Source organism: Paenisporosarcina sp. OV554, assembly GCF_003058165.1.
Classification (GTDB): Bacteria; Bacillota; Bacilli; order Bacillales_A; family Planococcaceae; genus Paenisporosarcina.
Window position 1 is genome coordinate 270638 of record NZ_QBUC01000002.1, and the last position, 21023, is coordinate 291660.

Below are 21023 nucleotides of genomic sequence, written 5' to 3' on the forward strand. Positions count from 1 at the left end.
TAAAAGGCATGTTGGCAAAGTCAGTTCAATTCCGATACTAAACCACCTCCTTAATCTCTTGGATTAAGGAGGTGGTTTTTAATTTATGAGTCGATAAAGCGGACATATTGTCAATATATGATGAATTCAAAATAATTACTTTTCAATGTAAGTTATTTACACTAATATAAAGATTATATCTTGGTTTTACTCATAACAATCATTCAACTACTGCATGGATTAAATTTCTAATGGGAGTGAAATATGAAGGAATCAAACACAAAATCCAAATTCACTAAACTTCAAAAAATTGTTTTAAGTATCGCTCTGTTAGGCTTAATAGGATTTAGTGTTTATAGTGTTTATGGTGAAAATCTTCCTATCATAAAAAAAGAAGGAACCATCACTGAAAAAGCAACTAAAGATGGTGGGAAAATCATTGAAGTAGATGAAGGAATTAAGGAACCAATAGAAGAAGAATTTCCTATGACGATGTTAGATTCTCAAATAGCTGACAAAATTCATGCAATGTCTCATCAAAAAATTGAAGCAGACGAAAAGTGGGGGTTTTTACCTTTAACTACTGAGCGAGTAACTCGATTAATTGACGTAATTGAAACCAACAAGAATGAATATTCAAATTCAGGCTTGTACTTGAGAATTCTTACACGTTGGTCGGAAAATGATTTCTCAGAAATTGATCGAGATCATAATGAAATTTGGTCGCTACAAGGCGGTACTATTGGTCGAGCAACAGGCATTCTCAGCTATGAAGAAGAATTAGAGTATATTGAAAAATATTATGATTAAAAAAGGCACTCACGATTGTGAATGCCTTTTTTCTTGATTCTAAACTATATGTTGGAAACAAGAAACGAAATGGTGACTTGTGTGCGGAGTCCTAATTTGCTTTGGATGGATACTTTCCCGTGGTGTTATTCAATTATTTTATAGGTAAGCATTAAGCTCAGACCAAATCCTTTTTCTTTGTTTGAGTAAAATGGCTCGCCCAACTTCTGATAACGCTCTTCCGGAATTCCCACACCATAATCGATTACATTCATTTCAATCATACTGTCGTCCAATTTAATGCCTATTTTCAGTGTTCCGCCCGCCCGCATCGATTCGATTCCATTCTGAATAACATTAAAAAAGGCTGGTTTAAGTAAACCTTCTTCGTTCCATTGTTTGAGTCTTAGAATGATAGTTAGTAGTTCCTTCTCTTATTCGACAATTTATTCTTCTTTTCCTTCCAATAAAAAATTTTTTAGATAATTAAAAATATAATCAATATACATTAAGCATGTTTCGTCGAAATGAAGAAGTGTGATTTTGTAATAAAAATCGCTACTCAATAATGAATCTGAAATGGCGATTTGTATGGTTTAGCATGAAGTTAAATAATAGTAAAATTTTAGTGAAACTCATCTTGTAAAATGGTACATTAGATTCACGAATAGCTTTGCAGAAATTGCGAGGTAGCAAATTAAATAGATTGAAGGCAGGCGGACGGAATAGAATTTTTAGCATTTTCTTTAGCAGAAATTCCAAATGTGTTAATCACATTGGTTATTGCATTTACACTCCATGAATTCATGCATGCGTGGATGGCATCGTTTTTCGGTGATGACACGGCAAAAAATGCTGGACGAGTTACACTAAATCCACTCAAACACTTGGATGTATTTGGAACATTGTTAATTTTTATCGCAGGAATTGGTTGGGCAAAACCAGTACCAGTCAATAGTTCTTACTTTGCAACAAGACGTATCCAATCCATTATCGTAAGTTTAGTTGGACCTCTTAGTAATTTTGTTTTAGCATTTATTGGGTTCAGTATAATTTATTTTCTACCAGTAAACCATTCGTTCGAATCATTTCTTAACATTTTTGTTTCACTAAATGTGGTATTAGGTGTCTTTAATTTATTGCCGTTACCTCCATTAGACGGCTATCGAATTATCTCAAGCTTATTTCCAACGAAAATGCAGATGAAACTTAGACCTTTAGAAACCTACGGATCCATTGTATTTTTAGTGGTAATGTTAACACCCATTGGTGACCTCACTATTATTCCGTTTATCAGCAATAGTATAGGTATCGTAATAAATTCGTTCTATTCATTTTATGAGTTATTCTTGCCATAATTTACTTATGAACCACTCATGAATTTCATGAGTGGTTTTGTCATTGTCAAGGAATAACGGTTGCATAAATCGATTTTGAAATACCTGAAAATGGTTATTATATTCGTCGTTTTATATCAAATTAAAAGCTCTTTTTGAAAAGGAGCTCAGTTCTTCGTCAAATTGGAACACCAGTACCACGATTCATTCTTCTATTTTATTCGATTGTTACATAATCTCTCATGAGGGGGAATTTACATGTACAATCGCCAGGCGGCTGTTCAATATGCAAATACATGGTGGAATTCAAATAATCCTGCTTATCCTGTCTTTGACGTTGATTGCACGAATTATATCTCGCAATGTTTAAGGGCAGGAGGGGCACCCATGCGCGGCTATCCAAGGCGCGATAAAGGCTGGTGGATAGGTGGGGGCACATGGAGCTTTAGTTGGAGCACATCGCACGGACTTCGTTGGTACTTAGATACGTCGACTGTTGGTTTGCAAGCTACAAAAGTAGCGAATGCCAGTGATTTACAATTAGGAGATGTCATTAGCTATGATTTTCAAGGTGATGGTCGTTTCGACCATACGACCATAGTGACGGGTTTTAATGGGAGGGAGCCATTGGTAAATGCCCATACAGCAAGTAGTCGGCAAAGAGATTGGCGATACACTTCTTCTCCAGCTTATTTAGATGAAACGAGCTATATATTTTTCCATATAAAAGATTCATTCACATGAAAAAAACCCTTGGGCTCCCGAGGCCACTGAAAAAGTCCATATAAATCAAAAAGACCTCTTTTCCTCAATTTATTTGAGGAAAAGAGGTCTTTTTTCATCGTATAATATGGATATCAATTTTAAGCGGGTGTTTATGATGATTCCAAATCAACCATCTTTGAATCTAAGTCCTTTTATGGCAATTTACGATTTAGTCGTGCCAAAAGATAATATGCTACGAAAAATTAACGACTTGATCGATTTTTCTTTTGTATATGATGAATTGAAGAACAAATATTGCCATGACAATGGACGCAATGCGATCCATCCAATTCGCATGTTCAAATATCTATTATTAAAATCTATTTTCGACCTATCAGATGTCGATATTGTGGAGCGCTCAAAGTATGATATGTCTTTTAAATATTTTCTAGATATGGCGCCCGAAGACGCTGTCATGGATCCAAGTTCTTTAACGAAGTTCCGTAGACTTCGATTAAAGGATGTTGACTTGTTAGATTTACTTATTAATAAGACAGTAGAAATTGCGATTGAAAAAGAGATCATCAAAAGTAACTCCATCATTGTCGATGCAACTCACACGAAAGCTCGCTTTAATCAAAAGTCACCAAAAGAACTATTCATGGAAAAATCAAAACTACTTCGAAAATCGATTTATCAGGTGGATGCAAGTATGAAGTCTAAATTTCCAGCTAAAACTCAAACCGATGGTTTGGAAGAAGAATTGGACTATTGTCAGAAGTTAATTGCTGTTGTCGAAAAAGAAGAGGTTATTCGTGAGTATCCTAAAGTAAAAGAAAAGTTAAACGTATTAAAAGAAATACTCGAAGATCATCATGAACAACTTCAACTTTCTAATGATCCAGATGCACGAGTTGGACATAAAACAGCGGACTCTTCATTCTTTGGTTATAAAACACATCTTGCGATGAGCGAAGAAAGAATCATAACAGCTGCGGTCATCACCACCGGTGAAAAAAACGATGGAAAACAACTCGAAACACTCGTTGAGAAGAGCATAGTCGCTGGAATAGAAGTTGAAACAATTATTGGAGATGCAGCTTATTCTGAAAAAGGAAATATTATATACACGAACGATAAGGACATGAAATTAGTCGCAAAATTAAATCCTTCTGTTACACAAGGGTGTCGAAAAAAAGAGGATGAATTTGAGTTTAATAAAGATGCAGGCATGTATGTTTGTCAGGCAGGGCACATGGCGATTAGAAAATCTCGCCAAGGTAAAAAAGGAGTAGCTAATAATCAAGTAACTACCTATTACTTTGATATTGAAAAATGTAAGCACTGTCCATTTAAAGATGGATGTTATAAAGATGGCGCTAAAAGTAAAACCTACTCCGTCAGTATTAAATCAAATGAACACAAAGAACAGGCTCAATTTCAAAATAGTGATTATTTCAAAGATAAATCGAAAGAGCGCTATAAAATTGAAGCCAAGAATAGTGAATTAAAACATAGACACGGGTATGATGTTGCTTCTTCCTCGGGTCTTTTAGGTATGCAAATGCAAGGTGCGATGGCGATATTTGCCGTCAATTTAAAACGTATACTAAAGATAATAGAATAAAATACAGTCCAATGACACCCACTATCTAATCAAAAAGACGACTCTAAATTTAAAAATCGAATTTAGAGTCGTCTTTTTTTATAAAGTAATCAGAAACCGTAGGTTTTTCAGTGGCCTCGGGCTCCCAAGGGTTTTTTCATGTAGAAAACACGTTTTAGTCTACTGCAGGTACATGCCATAGTGCAGCGATAGTGCCTTCACCAGCATGGACAGCAAGTACGGAGCTGATCTCTCCGATGCGCACTTCTAAATTCGGTGCTTTTGCTTGAATTAAGTTTTTCAATTCTTCCGCTTGAGACAACACATTTCCCTGCATAAGATCAATCGAGCGAACGCCATCTTTCTCGTAAGCATCAACTACTTTTTCTACTAAATAGTTAAGTGCTTTCTTTTGAGAACGCACTTTATCGAGTGCTTTTAATTCCCCTAATTCGTTTATATGAATGATTGGCTTCACTTGCAATAAGTTTCCTAAGAAAAATTGAACGCCACTCATGCGTCCACCTTTATAAAGTTGGTTTAAGTTACCGATTAAAATGTAATTTCTCAAGTTGGTTACTTCGCTTTGCAGCTTATCTGTAATTTCATGCAAATTTAGGCCACGTTCTTGTAAAACAAGCCCTCGTTCTACAAGTTTTGTAATCCCGGAAGATAAAGCTAAGGAGTCGACACATTCCATTTTAACTTCGGCAATCTCTGCACCTGATTTAGAGGAAGAAAGAGTTCCGCTCAATTTTGACGAAACATGAATGGCTAAAATTGCTTCGTAATTTTCGCTGATTTTTTCATACAGCTTGGCAAATTCACCAGCAGCTGGTTGTGAAGTTTTTGGGAATTCATCGGCATTGCGAATGCGGTCGTAAAGTTGATCCGATGTTAATTCGAGTCCATCCGCGTATTGTTCTTGTCCAAAATGAATCGTTAATGGCACAACGTGTACATCAGGATGCGCAGCAAGAATATCGCTAACATAAGCGGTACTATCAACTACCCAAGCAATTGGTTTTTTTGTCATCAACTAAACATCCTATCTTTATTTGAGAATTTAATTATTTAATATTATATCATCAAAAGTAAGTATTATCTCACGATGGTCTTAAGGTTTTAATGAAATAAAGCTATTCATTTGATAATGTTATGAGCGTTTCCATTTTTGTTCATCAAAGGATTGTTGGAAATCAAAGCGGTGGCGATACAAAATCAATACAATTGCTACAATGATTGGCCATGCACTTACGACTTCATTAAAGTAGAAAACTGATCCAATATACGCTAAATAACCGAAAATCATACTGAGAGTAGCACTTCGAATGAATGGGAAAACAAGAGAAAAGGCGACAATAAAAGCAATCGCAAATAGTAGATTAAATGTTAGTCCAATCCCAACAAAAGTTGCGATACCTTTTCCGCCTTTTCCTTTTAACCAGATGGGAAAAATGTGACCGCAAATTACAAGCAATCCTCCTAGTGCAACTGCCCATTCGGGATAACCGAGATAACGTCCCGCCAGAATAACTATTACGCCCTTTGAAGCATCACCCAAAAATGTAAATAGGAATGCGCCTTTACCGATTACTGCCCCTGCATTGCGTGCTCCTAAATTCCCACTACGATGATTGCGTAAATCAATTTTATAAAACTTCCCAACCCACCAGGCTGTCAGGATATTGCCGATTAACAAGGACCCGATGAAATAGACAATCATGCGAAACCCCCAGTTCATACTTTCTTTCTATTATGAAGGAAATTATGGATTTGGGGAATAACAAAAAAATATTCAATTAGGAGGAAATTGGATAGTTGCGACAAAAACGGTTAAAGATGCGACAATAACTAATAAAGTTGAGACAATAACATGAGAAGTTGCGACAATAACCAATAAAGTTGCGACAATGGCCATTCAAAAAGCCTACGATTTTCATCGTAGGCTTCCAATTAGTTATGTTTTAATCGTACTAAACGAAACACGCCGTCAATGCCTTGAAGCGAAGCTTCAAAGTAATCAGTTGAATACTGTTCAAGTAATTTTTCTGATTCGGAATTTTTTAATAAATCCGATATCCAGTGGCGCGTGTAGGGAATTGTTGGTATGATAATATTACCATAGGTAAAACGAATCTAATAGTTTAGATAAGCGACGATAAGACAGGTTTTTCATCGACTTGGAGGAGCTTTGAATTTTGTTTCAAACGAGTTGGATGGCGATGTTCAAGGCAACCAAATGGATATCTTTAGTCGTGCATTGCGTTGTTTATACCATTTCCGTAACTACCGTAGTTTTCTTAGACTATGGTCTATTGTCGATAGTAAGCCATATGTTGTTAGATCGTCGGACATTTGTTTCCTGGTGGGTAAAACATATCATGAAGGCAAAAGGGTCTGAGTCAAAATGGCTGTGTATAATGGCCGATCAAATTTTTCACATAATAATTTTAGGTGCAGTCGCACACATTTGGTTTTAACTTGTTAGCGAAAAGGAGAACTTACACACATGAATGAACAATCTTTATCTATACGCAACGCAATACTACAACGCCGCTCAATTAAAAATTTTAATGGACAACCAGTAGAACGCGATACATTAATGACAGTGTTAGACGATGCAAAATGGGCACCAAACCACGGAAACCGTGAACCATGGAGACTGGTTGTAGGTTGTGGTGAAGAGTTGAAAGAATTACATGAGGTATTACGCGAATTTGGTGTTGCGAAGTGGAAGGAACTTTCTGAAGAAGACTTAGCAAAACAAATGAAAAAATTCCTTGCTCCAGGAGCATATTTATTTGTTATCGTTTCTGAAGATGCTCGACAAAAAGAACGATTAGAAGATTACGCTGCGACTAGTAGCTACATTCAAAATGCACAATTATTAGCTTGGGATCTAGGTATCGGAGCTTGTTGGAAAACGCCTCCATTTTTAGATGCTCCAAAATTCCGTGAAGCGCTTGGCGTAAAACAAGGTGAACGGATTATCAGTATGCTACAATTCGGATATTTCGATGAAATGCCAAAAGCTAGACCACGTAAACCAGTCGAAGATTTTGTGACTTTCTTCGGTTCTAATTAAAACAAAAAAATCCCGGTTCATCGCAATAAAGCGAAAACCGGGATTTTTTTGTCTTAAAATAGAAAGACGTATTCCTTATTTTTTTAAATCTTGTGGAGCGAATTGAGCGATTTCATAATAGTAATCACCAATCACACGCAAACCTTGGTCAAAGTTTTCTAAATGGAAATGTTCATTGGGTGCATGGAAATTTTCCGAAGCTAGTCCAAAGCCCATTAGTACAACTGGCAATCCTAAAATTTCATCAAATGCTGCAACGATTGGAATGGAACCGCCACCACGAACATAAGAAGTTGGTACATTATAAACTTTTTCATATGAACGACCTGCTGCTTGAATAGCTGGATGATCGAAAGGTGTGATAAATGGTTTTCCTTTATCAAACTCTGTAACTTCTACTGACACGCCGATTGGTTTATGCTTTTCGATATGAGCTTTTAATTTCGCTACAATCTCATCAGGATCCTGATTTGGTACTAAGCGACACGTGATTTTTGCTCCAGCATCAGCAGGCAATACAGTTTTTATCCCTTCACCTGAGAATCCACCAAATACTCCGTTGATTTCTAAAGTTGGACGAACCCATGTACGCTCTAAGTGTGTATAACCTTTTTCACCGAATAGTTCTTCTACGCCTAGCTCTTTTTTTAATGCTTCTTCATCAAATTCAAGCGCGTCATATGCAGCACGTTCTTCTTCTGTAACAGGAAGAACATTGTCATAAAAACCGTCAACTTGAATTGTGCCTTCTGCATCACGGAATGAATCAAGGACTTCTACTAATGCATGAATCGCATTCTGGACACCGCCACCGTAAAGACCTGAGTGAAGATCGCTTTTCGCACCTTTAACTTCAATCTGTACACCAGCTAAACCCCGTAATCCATAACATACAGCAGGTTTTCCTGGCCCTTGCATACCCGTGTCTGAAATGACAATAATATCAGCTGAAAGTTTTTCAGTATTAGCCAATACATACTCAGGTAAATTAGGACTTCCGATTTCTTCTTCACCTTCAATACAGAATTTCACGTTAACGGGTAATGTTCCTTCAGTTTTAAATAAAGCCTCGATTGCTTTAACGTGCATGTAAACTTGTCCTTTATCATCACTTGCACCACGTGCAAATAATTTGTTATCTCGGACTTGAGGGTCAAACGGCTCTGATTCCCATAAATTTAAGGGATCAACAGGCTGAACGTCGTAATGTCCATAAACTAAAATGGTTGGCTTACCTTCAGCGTGCAACCAATCTGCATAAACTACGGGGTGACCTTTCGTTTCATCAATTGATACATTTTCTAAACCAACTTTTTTTAAGGAGTCAGCTAACCACTCTGCCGCAGTTTGCATGTCTGATTTATGATCAGATAATGCACTCACACTTGGTATACGCAAAAATTCTTTTAACTCATTAAGATGTTCTGATCGGTTCAATTCAAAGTAATTGTCTAGTGCTTTTAAATGACTCATCAAAGACCCTCTTTTCGCAAAATTTCGTGAATAGAAATAGTATAGCACAAATCTATTAATAGATTTAGAGAGTGGCAAATGGGACACGTAAATTCGGAATATGGTATGATGTGAATACTAGAAGTTGAGCGGAATTTTTTGACTCATATAGGAGGAAACACGGTTAATGGAATTTATAGTTTTGGCCATTAGTTTAATGTTGTCGTTTTTCTTTTCAGGCAGTGAAACGGCACTAACAGCAGTAAATAGGATGAAGGTCCAGCTTCGTGCAGAACAAGGAGAGAGAATGTCACAAAAGCTCCTCATGTTAATCTCGAAACCGGACCGCATGATTACGACGATTTTAATCGGAAATAATATTGTTAATATTATCATGCCTACTTTATTGACAATAATTGCATTTAGATACAGCTGGGATATTGCATTAGCAACGGCAATTTTGACAATTATAATCATCATTTTTGGTGAAGTTTTGCCAAAAACAATTGCTGTAACGTTTGCAGATAAAATAGCATATACCGTAGCACCTATTATTTCAGTCCTTGTTCAAATTATGAGACCTATAACTTATTTTGTTGCGAAATTCACAAACATTTTCATTCGCATAATTTCAAAAGGTGCCGTAAAAGAAGCAACTCTTACTAAGGAAGAACTACGTTCTATGGTAGATCTCGCATCAACAGAAGGGACCTTCAAAGAAGATGAGTCTGAACGATTAAAAGGTGTTTTAGATTTTCCACATAAAGACGTAGAAGATGTATTGGAAACACACCGTACAGAAATAATCGGTATTCCCAATAAAGCTACTTATGAAGAAGTACGCGATATTATTTTAGAACATTATTATACGCGCTACCCTGTTTATGAAGAGAGTATGGACCACATTATCGGTATGTTTTATTCGAAAGCTTTGATTGAATGGTCAATGGATCCTTCGATGGAAATGTCCGAGTTAATTGACAATGATCCATTATTCGTAGTTCAATCTGTTAGTGTTGAGAAAGTATTTAAACAAATGCTTACGAAGAAAAAACATATGGCTATTGTTCTCGATGAATATGGTGGAACTCTTGGAATTGTAACCCACGAAGATATTATTGAAGAAATGATTGGACAGGAAATTGAAGATGAATCGGATGAAGATGAAGATATTTTAGTTTATGAAATGACTGAAAATCATCTCATATGTCATGGTCGATTGGAAATAGAAGACGTAAACGAAATGTTTAAAGTTGATATTCCAAATGATCACGATACGATTGGTGGATTTGTTCTCCAACAACTGGGACACATGCCAGATAACGGTGAGCAATTCAATTATGAAAATCTTTATTTTGAAGTAAATGAAATGGACCGCAATCGTATCTTGCAGTTAACCATTACTATAAAAGGAAAAGAAGAAGTGCTGAATGACGAATAGTCATCAGCACTTTTTTCTGTCTTAAGAGCTCTCAAAATGAGATGCTGTGAGAAAATAATCGATTGTTCGAGGGTGGGGGAGAGAATAATCCCATTCATTTAGATTTAATCCCGTTCGATAAAGGTTTAATCCCGTTCACCCTATGTTTATTGTCATTCGCCCAATTTTTCCCGCAAAACTACCCTTAAACAAAGTTTAAGGAGGTAATATGCTTGGTTTTCGCTGCGCTTCTGTCCAAAGAAATACCTTAGTTTGATCGTAAAATAAGCTGTCTAAGCTTCACCGTTTTTCTGTCTGTCTAGTTTCGCAGTGCAGGCCGCACCTTAGCTTGGGCCTACAGGATGTAGGTCATGAAGGCGTTGCGACACGATGTCGCGAACTTAGCCTTCCTTCCGATTCGGTCTTTCCGGCGTCGGTGTCGATCATGCTCCTGCGGTTACTCGTCGCAGAGGAGATCATGCTCCTGCGGTTACTCGTCGCAGAGGAGATCATGCTCCTGCGGTTACTCGTCGCAGAGGAGTTCTTGCTCGCCCTGCTACGCTTTTCATTGTCTAGCTACAAGCGCCAGCTCGTACCTAAGCTTGGGCCTACAGGATGTAGGTCATGAAGGTGTTGCGACACGATGTCGCGAACTTAGCCTTCCTTCCGAATTCGGAAATAAGTTTCCGATTCGCGTCTTCCAGCACTGGAGTTAAGCTAGAGTAGCGCTTTTCACTTTTCTGTCTTACACGTTTGTAAGAAATTTGAAAGTGAATACGATAGAGCGTAAGGTTCGTTTTTGGCAAAATAGAGACATCAGCAAGAAACGGACGGAGGATATTTTTAAATGAACGGACAAATAGAGCAAGTGTACGAGGAATACCATCGTTATATATATCACTTATGTTTAAAATTGACACGCAACCAAACAGAGGCAGAAGATTTGATGCAAGAAGTTTGGGTGAAAGTAGTTCGGTATGAGGCATACATGCAGAATGTCGATCACCTAAAAGCTTGGTTAACAACGATTTGTATGAATACATTTCGTGACCGCTACCGCAAAACGGTGCGTCGCAGTAAACATATCTTAAATCAACCAGATCAATTAGATGTTCCGGTGCTTGATTTAATTCCATGTGATTCACTAACTGCGGATGACGTTTTGGAAAAAGACGATTTATCTAAAATGGTTCAACTAAAAATTTCCGAGCTGGATGGCATCTACAAAACAACTGTGTTGTATTTTTATGTGCACCAATATTCTCTTGTTGAAATTGCAGCATTAATGAAAGTGTCTATAGGTACGGTTAAATCACGTCTTTTCCGTGCGAAACAACGTTTAAAGGAAATGATGATCGCAGATACAAATGCTGTCGAATATCTTCCTGCTTAATGAAATCACAGTCCTAGAGGCTGTGATTTTTTTGTATTTAAAGATGAGCGGAGGCTCAGTCGTATTTTCTGGCTATGACGTCTGAAAACATGGGACTGACGTCTGAAAAAAAGGCATCGACGTCTGAAAAATATCGATTCAAGTCTGAAATTCTTGGGAATAAGATTCTTCCTAATCCATCGATTCCAGGAAAATCACCCATACATAATGGTTTAGCAATTTAGAATCAAGGGAATACCGAGATTAAAAACACGAATATTCTCAAGGGGGAAAAGCGTATGGCCAACAAGCCGCGCAATCATTGGAGTAAGAGAAAGCTTATTATCATAGCTTCTTTAGGAATCTTTGCGCTAATTTATATCGCCGTGATCGTATGGCACACATTTAAACCACTACCAAAAGGTATTTCATATGAAGGCGATTTACATAAAACAGATACTGTTGAAATGATAACGGACTTAACGTTTGCACAAGATAAAAAAGGCAAGGGAATGGTTCATGAGAACAATATTTTTGAAGCCGTATACACAATGATTGAAGAGGCAGAGGACTTTGTTGTTGTGGACTTTTTCTTATTTGACGGTTATTACGATGAAAAAGAAGATTTCCCTAAAATTGCAGACACTTTATCAACAACACTAGCAAATAAAAAGAAAGAAAATCCTGATATGCCAATAGTTTTTATTACCGATCCTCTTAATCGTGGGTACGGTTCATATGAAAATGAATGGTTTAAAAAATTGCGTAATGCAGGAGTCGAAATTGTCTATACCGATTTAGATTCATTAAGAGATTCTACACCCATTTATTCAGGTATTTACCGAACGTTTTTCCAATGGTTTGATATCGGTGGAGAAGGTTGGATAGCAAATGCGACGGCAAGCGAAGCACCAAAAATGACGATTGCTTCTTATATGACATTGCTAAATATTAAGGCAAATCATCGGAAAGCAGTTGTGACGGAAAAAGAAGCTTTGGTAACATCTTCAAATCCTCACGATGCCAGTGGGTTCCATGGGAATATTGCTTTAAAAGTAACAGGACCCGTAATAAATGATGTTTTAAAGGCTGAAGAGGCTGTTTCTCTGTACTCCGGTGGTCCAAAACTTCCGCGAGTGGAAGTGAAAGAGATTGATGGAGAATATGAGGTTCAATATGTGACGGAGAAAAAGATTTTGGATGCTTTACTTGCTGATTTGGCTGAAACTAAAGAGGGGGACAAGATTTGGTTAGGTATGTTCTTCATTGCAAAGCGCGACATCGTGAATGCGCTGATCGATGCGGCAAATCGTGGAGTAGAAATTAATATGATACTCGATTCAAACGAAAATTCATTTGGTCAAGAAAAATCCGGCTTGCCGAACCGTCCAGTTGTTCAAGAAATGGTGGAAGATTCCAAGGGTAAAATAAATGTTCGTTGGTACAATACGGTAATTGGACAGTATCATACGAAAGCTATTTGGATTCAATCTGAAGGTCATACTATCATTTCAAGTGGATCAGGTAACTATACGGAACGCACGCTTGATGATTATAACTTAGAAAATAACTTACGTGTCATCGCTCCGAATGACAGCGAACTTGTCGGAGAAATGGAAGATTACTTCGAGCGTCTTTGGAATAATGAAGATGCTATGTACACAGTTGACCTCGAAGAATTCCAAGATAAATTCACATGGTGGCAACGATGGATTTACACATTCCAACAAGCCATTAAAGTAACGACTTATTAATTTACTAAAACCCCTGTGCATTTGGTACGAAGGGGTTTGAAATTAATAGAATCCACAATAAAGGCCGCTGAAGTTCAGCGACCTTTTCTTTTACTTATTTTTTTGAATCGTCAACATGCACACCAGTTTGGAACCAGTCTTCTACGTTCCAAATTTTCGTAACTAAACCTTCATAGAATTCAGGTTCATGACTTACTAATACGATCGTGCCTTTATATTCGCTCATCGCGCGCTTCAGTTCTTCTTTCGCGTGGATGTCCAAATGGTTTGTCGGCTCATCGAAAAGCAACCAGTTGCTTTCTTCCATCATTAACTTACAAAGACGAACTTTCGCTTGTTCGCCACCGCTCAAGCTGTTCATCGGGCGTGAGATATGTTCGTTTTTCAAACCGGTACGGGCTAGAGCGGCGCGCACTTGGCTTTGTTCCATACTCGGATAGGTTTTCCAAATCTCTTCAATCGGCGTTACATTGTCCGCTCTTACTTCTTGTTCGAAGTATGAAATGGATAGGAAATCGCCACGTCTAACACTTCCGCCAAGTGGATTCACTTTGCCAAGCATCGTTTTAAGCAATGTAGATTTACCAACACCGTTCATTCCGACAAGGGCAATTTTTTCACCGCGTTCAATAGAGAACGATAACGGCGGCAATAGTGGCTTGTCATAACCGATTAGTAAGTTTTCCGCCTCTACTACGTAGCGACTTGGGCTGCGGGACTCTTTGAAACCAAATTGAGGTTTCGCTGCAGTCTCCGGACGATCGATTCGCTCAATGCGGTCCAGTTGCTTCTGGCGAGACTTGGCACGGCCAGTTGTGGAATAGCGTGCTTTATTTTTGGCAATGAAGTCTTCTTGTTTCTTAATAAAGTCCTGTTGTTTTTCATACGCATCGATATGCTGACGTTTGTTGATTTCAGCAAGCTCAAGGAACTTCTCATATGATGCTGTGAAGCGGGACAGTTTAGAGAATTCCAGTTGGAAAATGACATCAACGATCCCGTTCATAAATTCCGTATCATGCGAAATAAGCAGGAAGCAATGAGGGTAATTTTTTAAGTAATTCGTTAACCAGCCAATATGTTCTTCATCCAGATAGTTGGTAGGCTCATCCAGCAGCAATACTTTTGGTTTTTCAAGAAGCAGTTTTGCTAGCAATACTTTCGTTCTTTGGCCCCCTGAAAGAGCGGAGACAGGACGGTCCAATCCAATCGCATCCAGACCCAGCCCACGAGCGATTTCTTCTATTTTCATATCAAGCGTATAGAAGTCACCCGCATCGAGTGCATCTTGGATATCCGCCATTTGCTCAAGTAATTCTTCCAATTCTTCAGGTGTTGCTTCACCCATTTTGCTGGTGATTTCATTCATTTCCGCTTCTTTTTTATATAGCGGCAAGAACGCATCGCGCAATGTATCACGCATCGAACGACCTTGTTCCAAACGAGTGTGTTGATCCAAATATCCGTAATGAGTACCAGGAAGCCATTCTACTTTGCCTGAATCATGAATGATTTCACCTGTAATAATACTCATTAAGGTAGATTTACCAACGCCGTTGGCCCCAACTAATCCAACGTGTTCACCTTCTATTAGGCGAAATGATACGTCTTTAAATAGTGTACGGTCACCAAATGTGTGACCTAAATTATCAACTGTCAATAATGCCATGATTCCATTCCTCCATAAAGAAAGCTCGCAGGCCTGTTACAGCGCCGCGAGCTTTTTGTTTAGTTCTGCGAGTTGTAGTTCCATATTTCCTAAACGTTGTTCGGCTTGTTCAATCATGGCCGGATGACCAGTTGATTCTAACTTTTCCATATCGCCTTGCAAACGTATATAATCCATCTTTAATTCAGCAATTTGTGCTTTAATCTGTTGTGAAGTCATATAAGAGAAACTCCTCTTTTAACACCCATTGTATCACAGAATTGAGTTATTTGGTGATTTCACGTGCTTCTTCTTGAATGATTTTTTCTAAAAATCGTTGCATGTTCAAATTATTCATACCCAATTTTAACGATAATTGCTTTTTAATTGCCCGTACACTACGGTTCGGATGAAGAATGGTCTCCATTACCGCATTTTGCAAATGTGATTGTTTTAACTTGCGGCCAAGTCCCAAGTAAATAAAACCATTCGCTTCTTTAGGAAAGGCATGTTGTGCTTCTCTTTCATCTTCTGCAATGACAATACAGGGTTTTCCTATTACAGCAACGTGGTAAGGTGTATAGCTTGCATCGCAGATGACTAAGTCAGATTCGCTAATAAGTTGAATCGGGTCATCACAATCAACAATTCGTGTTTGTTTGCGTCCTAAAGCCATTAGTTTCAGGTCATCTCGACTATGTGGGTAACTTGAATGAAGAGCTACAGTAATCGCGAGAGGAATTTGTAAATGTAATAAATGACGTAGTGTGCGATAGGATAAATTATCGGCATCTGCATCTGCAAATGTCACCACGACATGAGGTAGTGGAAGTGCTGTTGTCTGTTTTAAACCAGAATTTGCATATGGTTCTAATTCTTCAGGCACAATAAATGCAGATGGTCCAATAACATAATGGGAAGGCACTTGCTCACGATCCTCATGGTAAAGTGATTGAACCACTCTTGTAGCAGCCTTGCCTCCTTCACCAAAATCGTCAAAATGTAAGGTGACCGGGACAAGTGAAGATAATAATTTCCCTTCATCTATGTCAGTATCACCACCATCTGAAATGACGACATCGGGTTCGTGTTCTTGTAATAATTTCTTCAAATCAGCTTTACTTACATATGAAAGAGGGGCAAACCCCTGTTGATCAAGCTTTTGAAGAACTAATGTTTGTTTTTCAGAAGCAGCAAATAGTATGCGATGAGATGCTAGTAATTTAGCAATTTGAATACATCTCGTGACAGGATAGCCTGCACGTCCAATCGTAAATAAAATGGTTTTTTGCTGAATTTGGTTGCTCATTTCATTCCCACCTTTCATCTTCTATTTAACGTATGGGAACCAAGCCCACTGTATGAGTAAATGTTCAGATTTTGCCTATTCATATGGTAAGCTAAAGCAACATGAAATTGACAAGGGAGTGATGAACGTGGAAAAGAGAACAGCGTTGGTAGCAGGTGCAACAGGACTGACAGGTTCACACCTTATCAAGTTTCTTTGTAATAATGAAGCCTACGAAAAAGTAACAATCATTGTCAGACAAGCAGTATCATATAGCCATCCAAAGTTAACAATAAAAATTAAAAACCTAGACCAAGTCAAGACTAATGATTTTAAAGGGGTAGATGATTTCTTTTGCTGTTTAGGTTCAACCATGAAAAAAGCTGGATCCAAAGAAGCATTTGAACAAGTTGATTTACTAGCGCCTGTTCAAATGGGGAAACATGCACAAGCGCAAGGAGCAAAACATATGCTTGTTATTTCAGCCATGGGTGCAAATCTAAACTCCTCAATCTATTACAATCGCATAAAAGGGAAGATGGAAGAGCAAGTTTCTAAACTGCAACTTCCTCAAGTTTCGATATTTAGACCATCTTTATTAATGGGGGATCGTCAGGAATTTCGATTAGGGGAACGCTTTGGGTCTATATTCATGAAGGTATTAAAATCATCCTTCATAGGACCGCTGAAAAAATATCGTGCTATCGAAGCACAGCAAGTGGCATTTGCCATGATGCAAAAAGCATTATCAATGCAATCTAAAAGCGTATCTATATATGAATCAGAAGAAATCCAAGAAATAAAATAAGATTTAAGAGGTTCTCATCTTCGAAGCAGATCTCTCGAAACAATCTCAGTCGAAAGAATGAACTTGAAGACTTTCAGAACTAGGTGCTTAGGCCATTGCTTTTCTTTTTGATACAATAAAAGGATAGCGTTTGAAGGAGGATAATTATGAAAATTTTGCTCATAGATGGGACAATTATTGGTTCAAAAACAGGGGCCATTCTCGAGCAAGTGAAAGTATATATTGAACAACTAAATAGTGAGTTGAATTTGGAAATCATGAAACTTGCTGATTTTAATCACCAGTTTGTTGATGGCCGACCTCTTGGCGAATATAACGAAGATATGCAGAGAATAGTTCATAAGTTTGAAGAAGCAGATGGTTATGTGTTAGCAACTCCGATCTTCCAAGGATCGATTCCAGGTGTCTTGAAAAATGCATTTGATTTATTGCATCCACGTACCATGCGCTACAAGCCAGTATCGATTGTCGCAAATGGGGGGACATTCCAACACCATTTAGTCATAGAAAATCAATTGAAGCCAATTTTGGATTACTTCCGTTGCCTGGTGACGCCGAACTATGTGTATACGACTAGCAGTCACTTCGGTGAAGGCAACGTCATTATAGACGAAGATGTGCATGACCGTCTTCGTGAACTCGCACGAGTGTTTGTGCAATACGCGGAAATGAGCTCTCATCTTTCAAAAGTAACAATCGATAAACATTAAGATTATGATTAGCCACTTCGTAACAAGTTTGCGAAGTGGTTTTTTGATGGGGAATTTTATATAAATAGGGAGATTGGCGCAATGAAACGTGCTAACCGTGCATAGTCGACAAAAATCCGCGCATAGCAAGTCCCGCCATAAGATAGAAAAAGCTGATTTGTTAAGGACATCCACCGTTGCTGGATGTCCCCATTTTTTGTTAACCGCTCATAGACGACAGAGATCCGCTCGTAGTCGACATAGAAACGATTATAGAACCCCGAGAACCGCGCATAGTCGACAAAAATCCGCTCATAGACATCACTCAGCTAAACAATGCCAACGATTCATTTTAGAATCGTGTCACTTTCCGTTATAATGAACTTACAGAAGAGAGGGGCGGACAACTTGTCAAAATCAGTAGTACTTGCAGAAAAACCATCCGTAGCACGCGATATTGCTCGCGTCCTCGGTTGTCATAAAAAAGGAAATGGCTTTTTAGAAGGAACACAATATATAGTGACTTGGGCACTCGGTCACTTAGTCACTCATGCTGATCCTGAACAATACGATAACAGCTATAAGGAATGGAAACTTGAGGATTTGCCGATTTTGCCTCAGCCTTTTAAACTCGTTCCGATTAAACAAACCATGAAACAATTTAACGCAGTGAAAGCACAACTAAATCGAGCGGATGTAAATGAAATCATTATCGCAACTGATGCTGGTCGAGAAGGAGAACTTGTTGCCCGATGGATTTTAGACAAAGCGAAAGCTAAGAAACCCATCAAGCGATTGTGGATATCCTCCGTTACTGACCAAGCTATTCAAAAAGGCTTCCGTGAACTTAAAGACGGACGTGCCTATGAACATTTATTTGAAGCGGCTGTTGCAAGAGCAGAAGCGGACTGGGTGGTAGGCATTAACGCGACCCGTGCATTGACTGTGAAATATAACGCTCAATTATCAACAGGACGTGTTCAAACGCCTACATTAGCAATGATTGCAGCACGTGAGCAGCAGATTCGTGATTTTACATCTAAATCTTTTTATGGCTTACAGGCCATTACAAAAGAAGTAACATATACTTGGTCATTTGGTGCGAACAACCAAACGAATAATTTTAATAAAGAGCAAGTGGAGAAAGTGCTTGAAAAACTAGACGCTAATAAAGAAGGAATAATTTCATCGGTTCAAACCACACCAAAGAAACAACCTGCGCCTCCATTATTTGATTTGACGGAACTTCAAAAAGAGGGGCATCGTCTGTTTGGATGGTCAGCAAAAGAAACATTATCAACCTTACAAGGTTTATACGAACGTCATAAAGTGGTGACCTATCCGCGTACTGACTCGAAACATTTATCAAGTGATATGAAGTCGACGTTAATTGACCGTATTAAGGCCGTCGATTTGCAGCCTTATCGAGCAGTAGCAAACAGCATTTTGCGTTCAAACAATATACAACCTCAAAAAGGTGTTATTGATGATGCACGAGTTAGTGATCACCATGCGATTATCCCAACGGAAGAATCACCAGTATTACAGAACTTATCTGATAAAGAACGTAAATTATATGACATGATAGTTAAACGATTTTTGGCAGTCTTTTTACCACCTCACGCTTTTGACCAAACTGTTATAACACTTGTAGTTGGTGGAGAAAATTTCACTGCAAAAGGAAAGACTGTACGTGATGAAGGTTGGAAGCGAGTCTACCAACAAGATAAAGTGGAGTCATCCGAAAGTACTTTGCCAGCCATTCAAAAAGGAGACAAAATTGAAATTCATGCCATCACTATGACACAAGGCGAAACCAAACCTCCTGCACGTTTCAATGAAGGAACATTATTAGCAGCGATGGAAAATCCTTCGTCATTTATGGCAGGAGAATCTAAAGAAATCATCCAAATGGCTGTAGAAACGGGCGGACTTGGAACTGTGGCTACACGTGCCGATATTATCGAAAAGTTATTTAATAGCTTTGTCATTGAAAAGAAAGGCAAAGATATTCATACAACTTCTAAAGGAAGACAGCTTTTAGAATTGGTCCCGGAAGATTTGAAGTCGCCTTCCTTAACTGGAGAGTGGGAACAAAAATTAACGAAAATTGCTAAAGGTACTCTGAAAAAAGAACATTTTATGAAAGATATGGTTACATTTTCGAAAACAGTTGTATCTCAAATTAAACAAAGTGACCAAAAGTTTAAGCATGATAACGTTACAGGGAAAACTTGCCCGACGTGTGGGAAGAATTTACTCGAAGTTAACGGCAAGCGCGGGAAAATGCTTGTCTGTCAAGATCGTGAATGTGGCTACAAAAAATCGGTGTCCATGCAAACCAATGCACGTTGTCCAGTGTGTCACAAACGGATGGAAATGCGTGGTGAAGGAGATGGCAAACTGTTTGTTTGTAAATGTGGTCATCGAGAAAAATTGTCAGCCTTTGAAAAACGTCGTGAATCTTCAGGTGGAGCAAAAGCCAATAAGAAAGATGTACAGAAATTCTTAAAACAACAAGATGAGCCACAAAATACAGCAATGGCTGAAGCATTGAAGAAATTAATGAATAAGGATTAAAGAAGTTTTATAGGTTTTTGGAATACTTTGTTTGCAAGTAGTCTATATGATCCTATTTCACTTATTTGTATTCTTGCTAAGCCAGGAACGTTAGAGATAGCACTATACTATTATTTCTTGGTCACTGAAGATTTCAAAAGAAGCAGGATAACCAGGCAATCAATAGAAAATAATATTTATCAGTATTAATACAAAAAATATTATTTGAATTAAAAAGAAAAAGAGGTGCATTTTGAGGGCACTGCAAAAGGGACTGAAATTCATATTTCTTTCTTGAAAGAGAGAGCTTTATTACGAAAAAAAAACTGATTCTCAAATATCTAAAAATACAGCCTCTCCTAATCTCAGGAGAGGCTGTATTTTTGATTTAACTTCACGATTCTTTTTATGTTAACAGTTATGGCGGACAAGTGAGACTGAATAATCATGCCAAAAAGACCACAGTATTTTGCTGTAGTCAATCCATGGTATCTTTTCAGTTCAGCATTTTTATGTTCTATAATGCCAC

21 protein-coding genes are annotated in these 21023 nt (G+C 38.1%); 13 read left to right on the top strand and 8 right to left on the bottom strand.

Features of this window, described 5'->3' with window-relative positions:
* Nucleotides 1-243 precede the first annotated feature (243 nt).
* Nucleotides 244-789 carry a DUF6241 domain-containing protein gene (locus C8K15_RS03485; RefSeq protein ID WP_108585035.1) on the top strand — a complete coding sequence of 182 codons (546 nt, stop codon included), beginning with the start codon at nt 244-246 and terminating at the stop codon, nt 787-789.
* Nucleotides 790-914: 125 nt separating this feature from the next.
* On the opposite strand, the gene C8K15_RS03490 is transcribed toward C8K15_RS03485, so the two are convergent.
* Nucleotides 915-1184, bottom strand: a complete 270-nt coding sequence (locus tag C8K15_RS03490) for an ATP-binding protein (protein ID WP_108585036.1) — start codon at nt 1182-1184, stop codon at nt 915-917.
* Between the two features lie 348 nt (nt 1185-1532).
* On the opposite strand from C8K15_RS03490, the gene C8K15_RS03495 reads away from it, so the two are divergent.
* The 3 genes from C8K15_RS03495 to C8K15_RS03505 all read left to right on the top strand — a co-directional run bounded on the left by C8K15_RS03495 (nt 1533) and on the right by C8K15_RS03505 (nt 4437).
* Complete coding sequence (locus C8K15_RS03495; RefSeq protein ID WP_233260368.1) at nt 1533-2126, top strand: site-2 protease family protein; 594 nt, start codon at nt 1533-1535, stop codon at nt 2124-2126.
* A gap of 237 nt (nt 2127-2363) precedes the next feature.
* Nucleotides 2364-2849: an amidase domain-containing protein gene (locus tag C8K15_RS03500; RefSeq protein ID WP_108585037.1), complete on the top strand. Its 486-nt coding sequence runs from the start codon at nt 2364-2366 to the stop codon at nt 2847-2849.
* A gap of 136 nt (nt 2850-2985) precedes the next feature.
* On the top strand, nt 2986-4437 hold the full coding sequence (locus tag C8K15_RS03505; RefSeq protein ID WP_108585038.1) for an IS1182 family transposase: 1452 nt from the start codon (nt 2986-2988) through the stop codon (nt 4435-4437).
* Between the two features lie 154 nt (nt 4438-4591).
* Here the strand turns inward: C8K15_RS03505 and C8K15_RS03510 are convergent, their stop codons facing one another.
* From C8K15_RS03510 to C8K15_RS21125, 3 genes are all read right to left on the bottom strand, one after another.
* Nucleotides 4592-5452 (bottom strand): DegV family protein, encoded by an 861-nt coding sequence (locus tag C8K15_RS03510; RefSeq protein ID WP_108585039.1) that lies wholly within the window; start codon nt 5450-5452, stop codon nt 4592-4594.
* Nucleotides 5453-5572: 120 nt separating this feature from the next.
* Nucleotides 5573-6142, bottom strand: a complete 570-nt coding sequence (locus C8K15_RS03515; RefSeq protein WP_108585040.1) for a glycerol-3-phosphate acyltransferase — start codon at nt 6140-6142, stop codon at nt 5573-5575.
* A 72-nt stretch (nt 6143-6214) separates the two neighbouring features.
* Nucleotides 6215-6337 carry a hypothetical protein gene (locus tag C8K15_RS21125; protein ID WP_255421022.1) on the bottom strand — a complete coding sequence of 41 codons (123 nt, stop codon included), beginning with the start codon at nt 6335-6337 and terminating at the stop codon, nt 6215-6217.
* A 280-nt stretch (nt 6338-6617) separates the two neighbouring features.
* Here C8K15_RS21125 and C8K15_RS03520 point away from each other — a divergent pair, with 280 nt between their 5' ends.
* Entirely contained in the window at nt 6618-6899 is a 282-nt protein-coding gene (locus C8K15_RS03520; RefSeq protein WP_233260369.1) for a DUF3307 domain-containing protein, read from the top strand.
* 29 nt (nt 6900-6928) lie between these two features.
* Nucleotides 6929-7504, top strand: coding sequence for a nitroreductase family protein (locus tag C8K15_RS03525; RefSeq protein WP_108585042.1), 576 nt, complete (start codon nt 6929-6931; stop codon nt 7502-7504).
* Nucleotides 7505-7579: 75 nt separating this feature from the next.
* Here C8K15_RS03525 and C8K15_RS03530 read toward each other — a convergent pair whose 3' ends face one another.
* Nucleotides 7580-8977 (bottom strand): dipeptidase, encoded by a 1398-nt coding sequence (locus C8K15_RS03530; RefSeq protein ID WP_108585043.1) that lies wholly within the window; start codon nt 8975-8977, stop codon nt 7580-7582.
* A gap of 166 nt (nt 8978-9143) precedes the next feature.
* Here C8K15_RS03530 and C8K15_RS03535 point away from each other — a divergent pair, with 166 nt between their 5' ends.
* The 4 genes from C8K15_RS03535 (at nt 9144) to C8K15_RS03545 (ending at nt 13502) form a co-directional block, all read left to right on the top strand.
* Nucleotides 9144-10397 carry a hemolysin family protein gene (locus tag C8K15_RS03535; protein WP_108585044.1) on the top strand — a complete coding sequence of 418 codons (1254 nt, stop codon included), beginning with the start codon at nt 9144-9146 and terminating at the stop codon, nt 10395-10397.
* An 826-nt stretch (nt 10398-11223) separates the two neighbouring features.
* Nucleotides 11224-11769, top strand: a complete 546-nt coding sequence (locus tag C8K15_RS03540; RefSeq protein WP_108585045.1) for an RNA polymerase sigma factor — start codon at nt 11224-11226, stop codon at nt 11767-11769.
* Between the two features lie 74 nt (nt 11770-11843).
* A complete protein-coding gene (locus C8K15_RS20180; RefSeq protein ID WP_158268251.1) occupies nt 11844-11993 on the top strand; it encodes a hypothetical protein in 150 nt (49 codons plus the stop codon).
* 54 nt (nt 11994-12047) lie between these two features.
* Nucleotides 12048-13502: a phospholipase D family protein gene (locus tag C8K15_RS03545; protein WP_108585046.1), complete on the top strand. Its 1455-nt coding sequence runs from the start codon at nt 12048-12050 to the stop codon at nt 13500-13502.
* Between the two features lie 94 nt (nt 13503-13596).
* Here the strand turns inward: C8K15_RS03545 and C8K15_RS03550 are convergent, their stop codons facing one another.
* Genes C8K15_RS03550 through C8K15_RS03560 form a run of 3 tightly spaced genes read right to left on the bottom strand, consistent with a single transcriptional unit; the run spans nt 13597 to nt 16459 of the window.
* Nucleotides 13597-15171, bottom strand: coding sequence for an ABC-F family ATP-binding cassette domain-containing protein (locus tag C8K15_RS03550; RefSeq protein ID WP_108585047.1), 1575 nt, complete (start codon nt 15169-15171; stop codon nt 13597-13599).
* Between the two features lie 36 nt (nt 15172-15207).
* Nucleotides 15208-15390, bottom strand: coding sequence for an SE1832 family protein (locus C8K15_RS03555; protein WP_024535650.1), 183 nt, complete (start codon nt 15388-15390; stop codon nt 15208-15210).
* Between the two features lie 46 nt (nt 15391-15436).
* The gene (locus tag C8K15_RS03560; RefSeq protein ID WP_108585048.1) at nt 15437-16459 is read right to left on the bottom strand and encodes a hypothetical protein; all 1023 of its coding nucleotides are present in this window, start codon (nt 16457-16459) and stop codon (nt 15437-15439) included.
* A 121-nt stretch (nt 16460-16580) separates the two neighbouring features.
* Between C8K15_RS03560 and C8K15_RS03565 the strand changes: the two genes are divergently transcribed.
* From C8K15_RS03565 to C8K15_RS03575, 3 genes are all read left to right on the top strand, one after another.
* Nucleotides 16581-17246, top strand: a complete 666-nt coding sequence (locus C8K15_RS03565; protein WP_233260370.1) for an NAD(P)H-binding protein — start codon at nt 16581-16583, stop codon at nt 17244-17246.
* Between the two features lie 146 nt (nt 17247-17392).
* Nucleotides 17393-17956: an NADPH-dependent FMN reductase gene (locus tag C8K15_RS03570; protein WP_108585050.1), complete on the top strand. Its 564-nt coding sequence runs from the start codon at nt 17393-17395 to the stop codon at nt 17954-17956.
* A gap of 387 nt (nt 17957-18343) precedes the next feature.
* Nucleotides 18344-20515 (top strand): DNA topoisomerase III, encoded by a 2172-nt coding sequence (locus C8K15_RS03575; RefSeq protein WP_108585051.1) that lies wholly within the window; start codon nt 18344-18346, stop codon nt 20513-20515.
* Nucleotides 20516-21023: the final 508 nt, after the last annotated feature.

Excerpts from the sequence above, each read along its gene's own strand:
- C8K15_RS03530 (WP_108585043.1), bottom strand. The coding sequence starts at position 8,977 with ATGAGTCATTTAAAAGCACTAGACAATTACTTTGAATTGAACCGATCA.
- C8K15_RS03510 (WP_108585039.1), bottom strand. The coding sequence starts at position 5,452 with ATGACAAAAAAACCAATTGCTTGGGTAGTTGATAGTACCGCTTATGTT.
- C8K15_RS03535 (WP_108585044.1), top strand. The coding sequence starts at position 9,144 with ATGGAATTTATAGTTTTGGCCATTAGTTTAATGTTGTCGTTTTTCTTT.
- C8K15_RS03555 (WP_024535650.1), bottom strand. The coding sequence starts at position 15,390 with ATGACTTCACAACAGATTAAAGCACAAATTGCTGAATTAAAGATGGAT.
- C8K15_RS20180 (WP_158268251.1), top strand. The coding sequence starts at position 11,844 with ATGACGTCTGAAAACATGGGACTGACGTCTGAAAAAAAGGCATCGACG.
- C8K15_RS21125 (WP_255421022.1), bottom strand. The coding sequence starts at position 6,337 with ATGGCCATTGTCGCAACTTTATTGGTTATTGTCGCAACTTCTCATGTT.
- C8K15_RS03540 (WP_108585045.1), top strand. The coding sequence starts at position 11,224 with ATGAACGGACAAATAGAGCAAGTGTACGAGGAATACCATCGTTATATA.
- C8K15_RS03570 (WP_108585050.1), top strand. The coding sequence starts at position 17,393 with ATGAAAATTTTGCTCATAGATGGGACAATTATTGGTTCAAAAACAGGG.
- C8K15_RS03525 (WP_108585042.1), top strand. The coding sequence starts at position 6,929 with ATGAATGAACAATCTTTATCTATACGCAACGCAATACTACAACGCCGC.
- C8K15_RS03515 (WP_108585040.1), bottom strand. The coding sequence starts at position 6,142 with ATGATTGTCTATTTCATCGGGTCCTTGTTAATCGGCAATATCCTGACA.
- C8K15_RS03500 (WP_108585037.1), top strand. The coding sequence starts at position 2,364 with ATGTACAATCGCCAGGCGGCTGTTCAATATGCAAATACATGGTGGAAT.
- C8K15_RS03545 (WP_108585046.1), top strand. The coding sequence starts at position 12,048 with ATGGCCAACAAGCCGCGCAATCATTGGAGTAAGAGAAAGCTTATTATC.
- C8K15_RS03505 (WP_108585038.1), top strand. The coding sequence starts at position 2,986 with ATGATTCCAAATCAACCATCTTTGAATCTAAGTCCTTTTATGGCAATT.
- C8K15_RS03550 (WP_108585047.1), bottom strand. The coding sequence starts at position 15,171 with ATGGCATTATTGACAGTTGATAATTTAGGTCACACATTTGGTGACCGT.
- C8K15_RS03565 (WP_233260370.1), top strand. The coding sequence starts at position 16,581 with ATGAACGTGGAAAAGAGAACAGCGTTGGTAGCAGGTGCAACAGGACTG.
- C8K15_RS03560 (WP_108585048.1), bottom strand. The coding sequence starts at position 16,459 with ATGAGCAACCAAATTCAGCAAAAAACCATTTTATTTACGATTGGACGT.
- C8K15_RS03485 (WP_108585035.1), top strand. The coding sequence starts at position 244 with ATGAAGGAATCAAACACAAAATCCAAATTCACTAAACTTCAAAAAATT.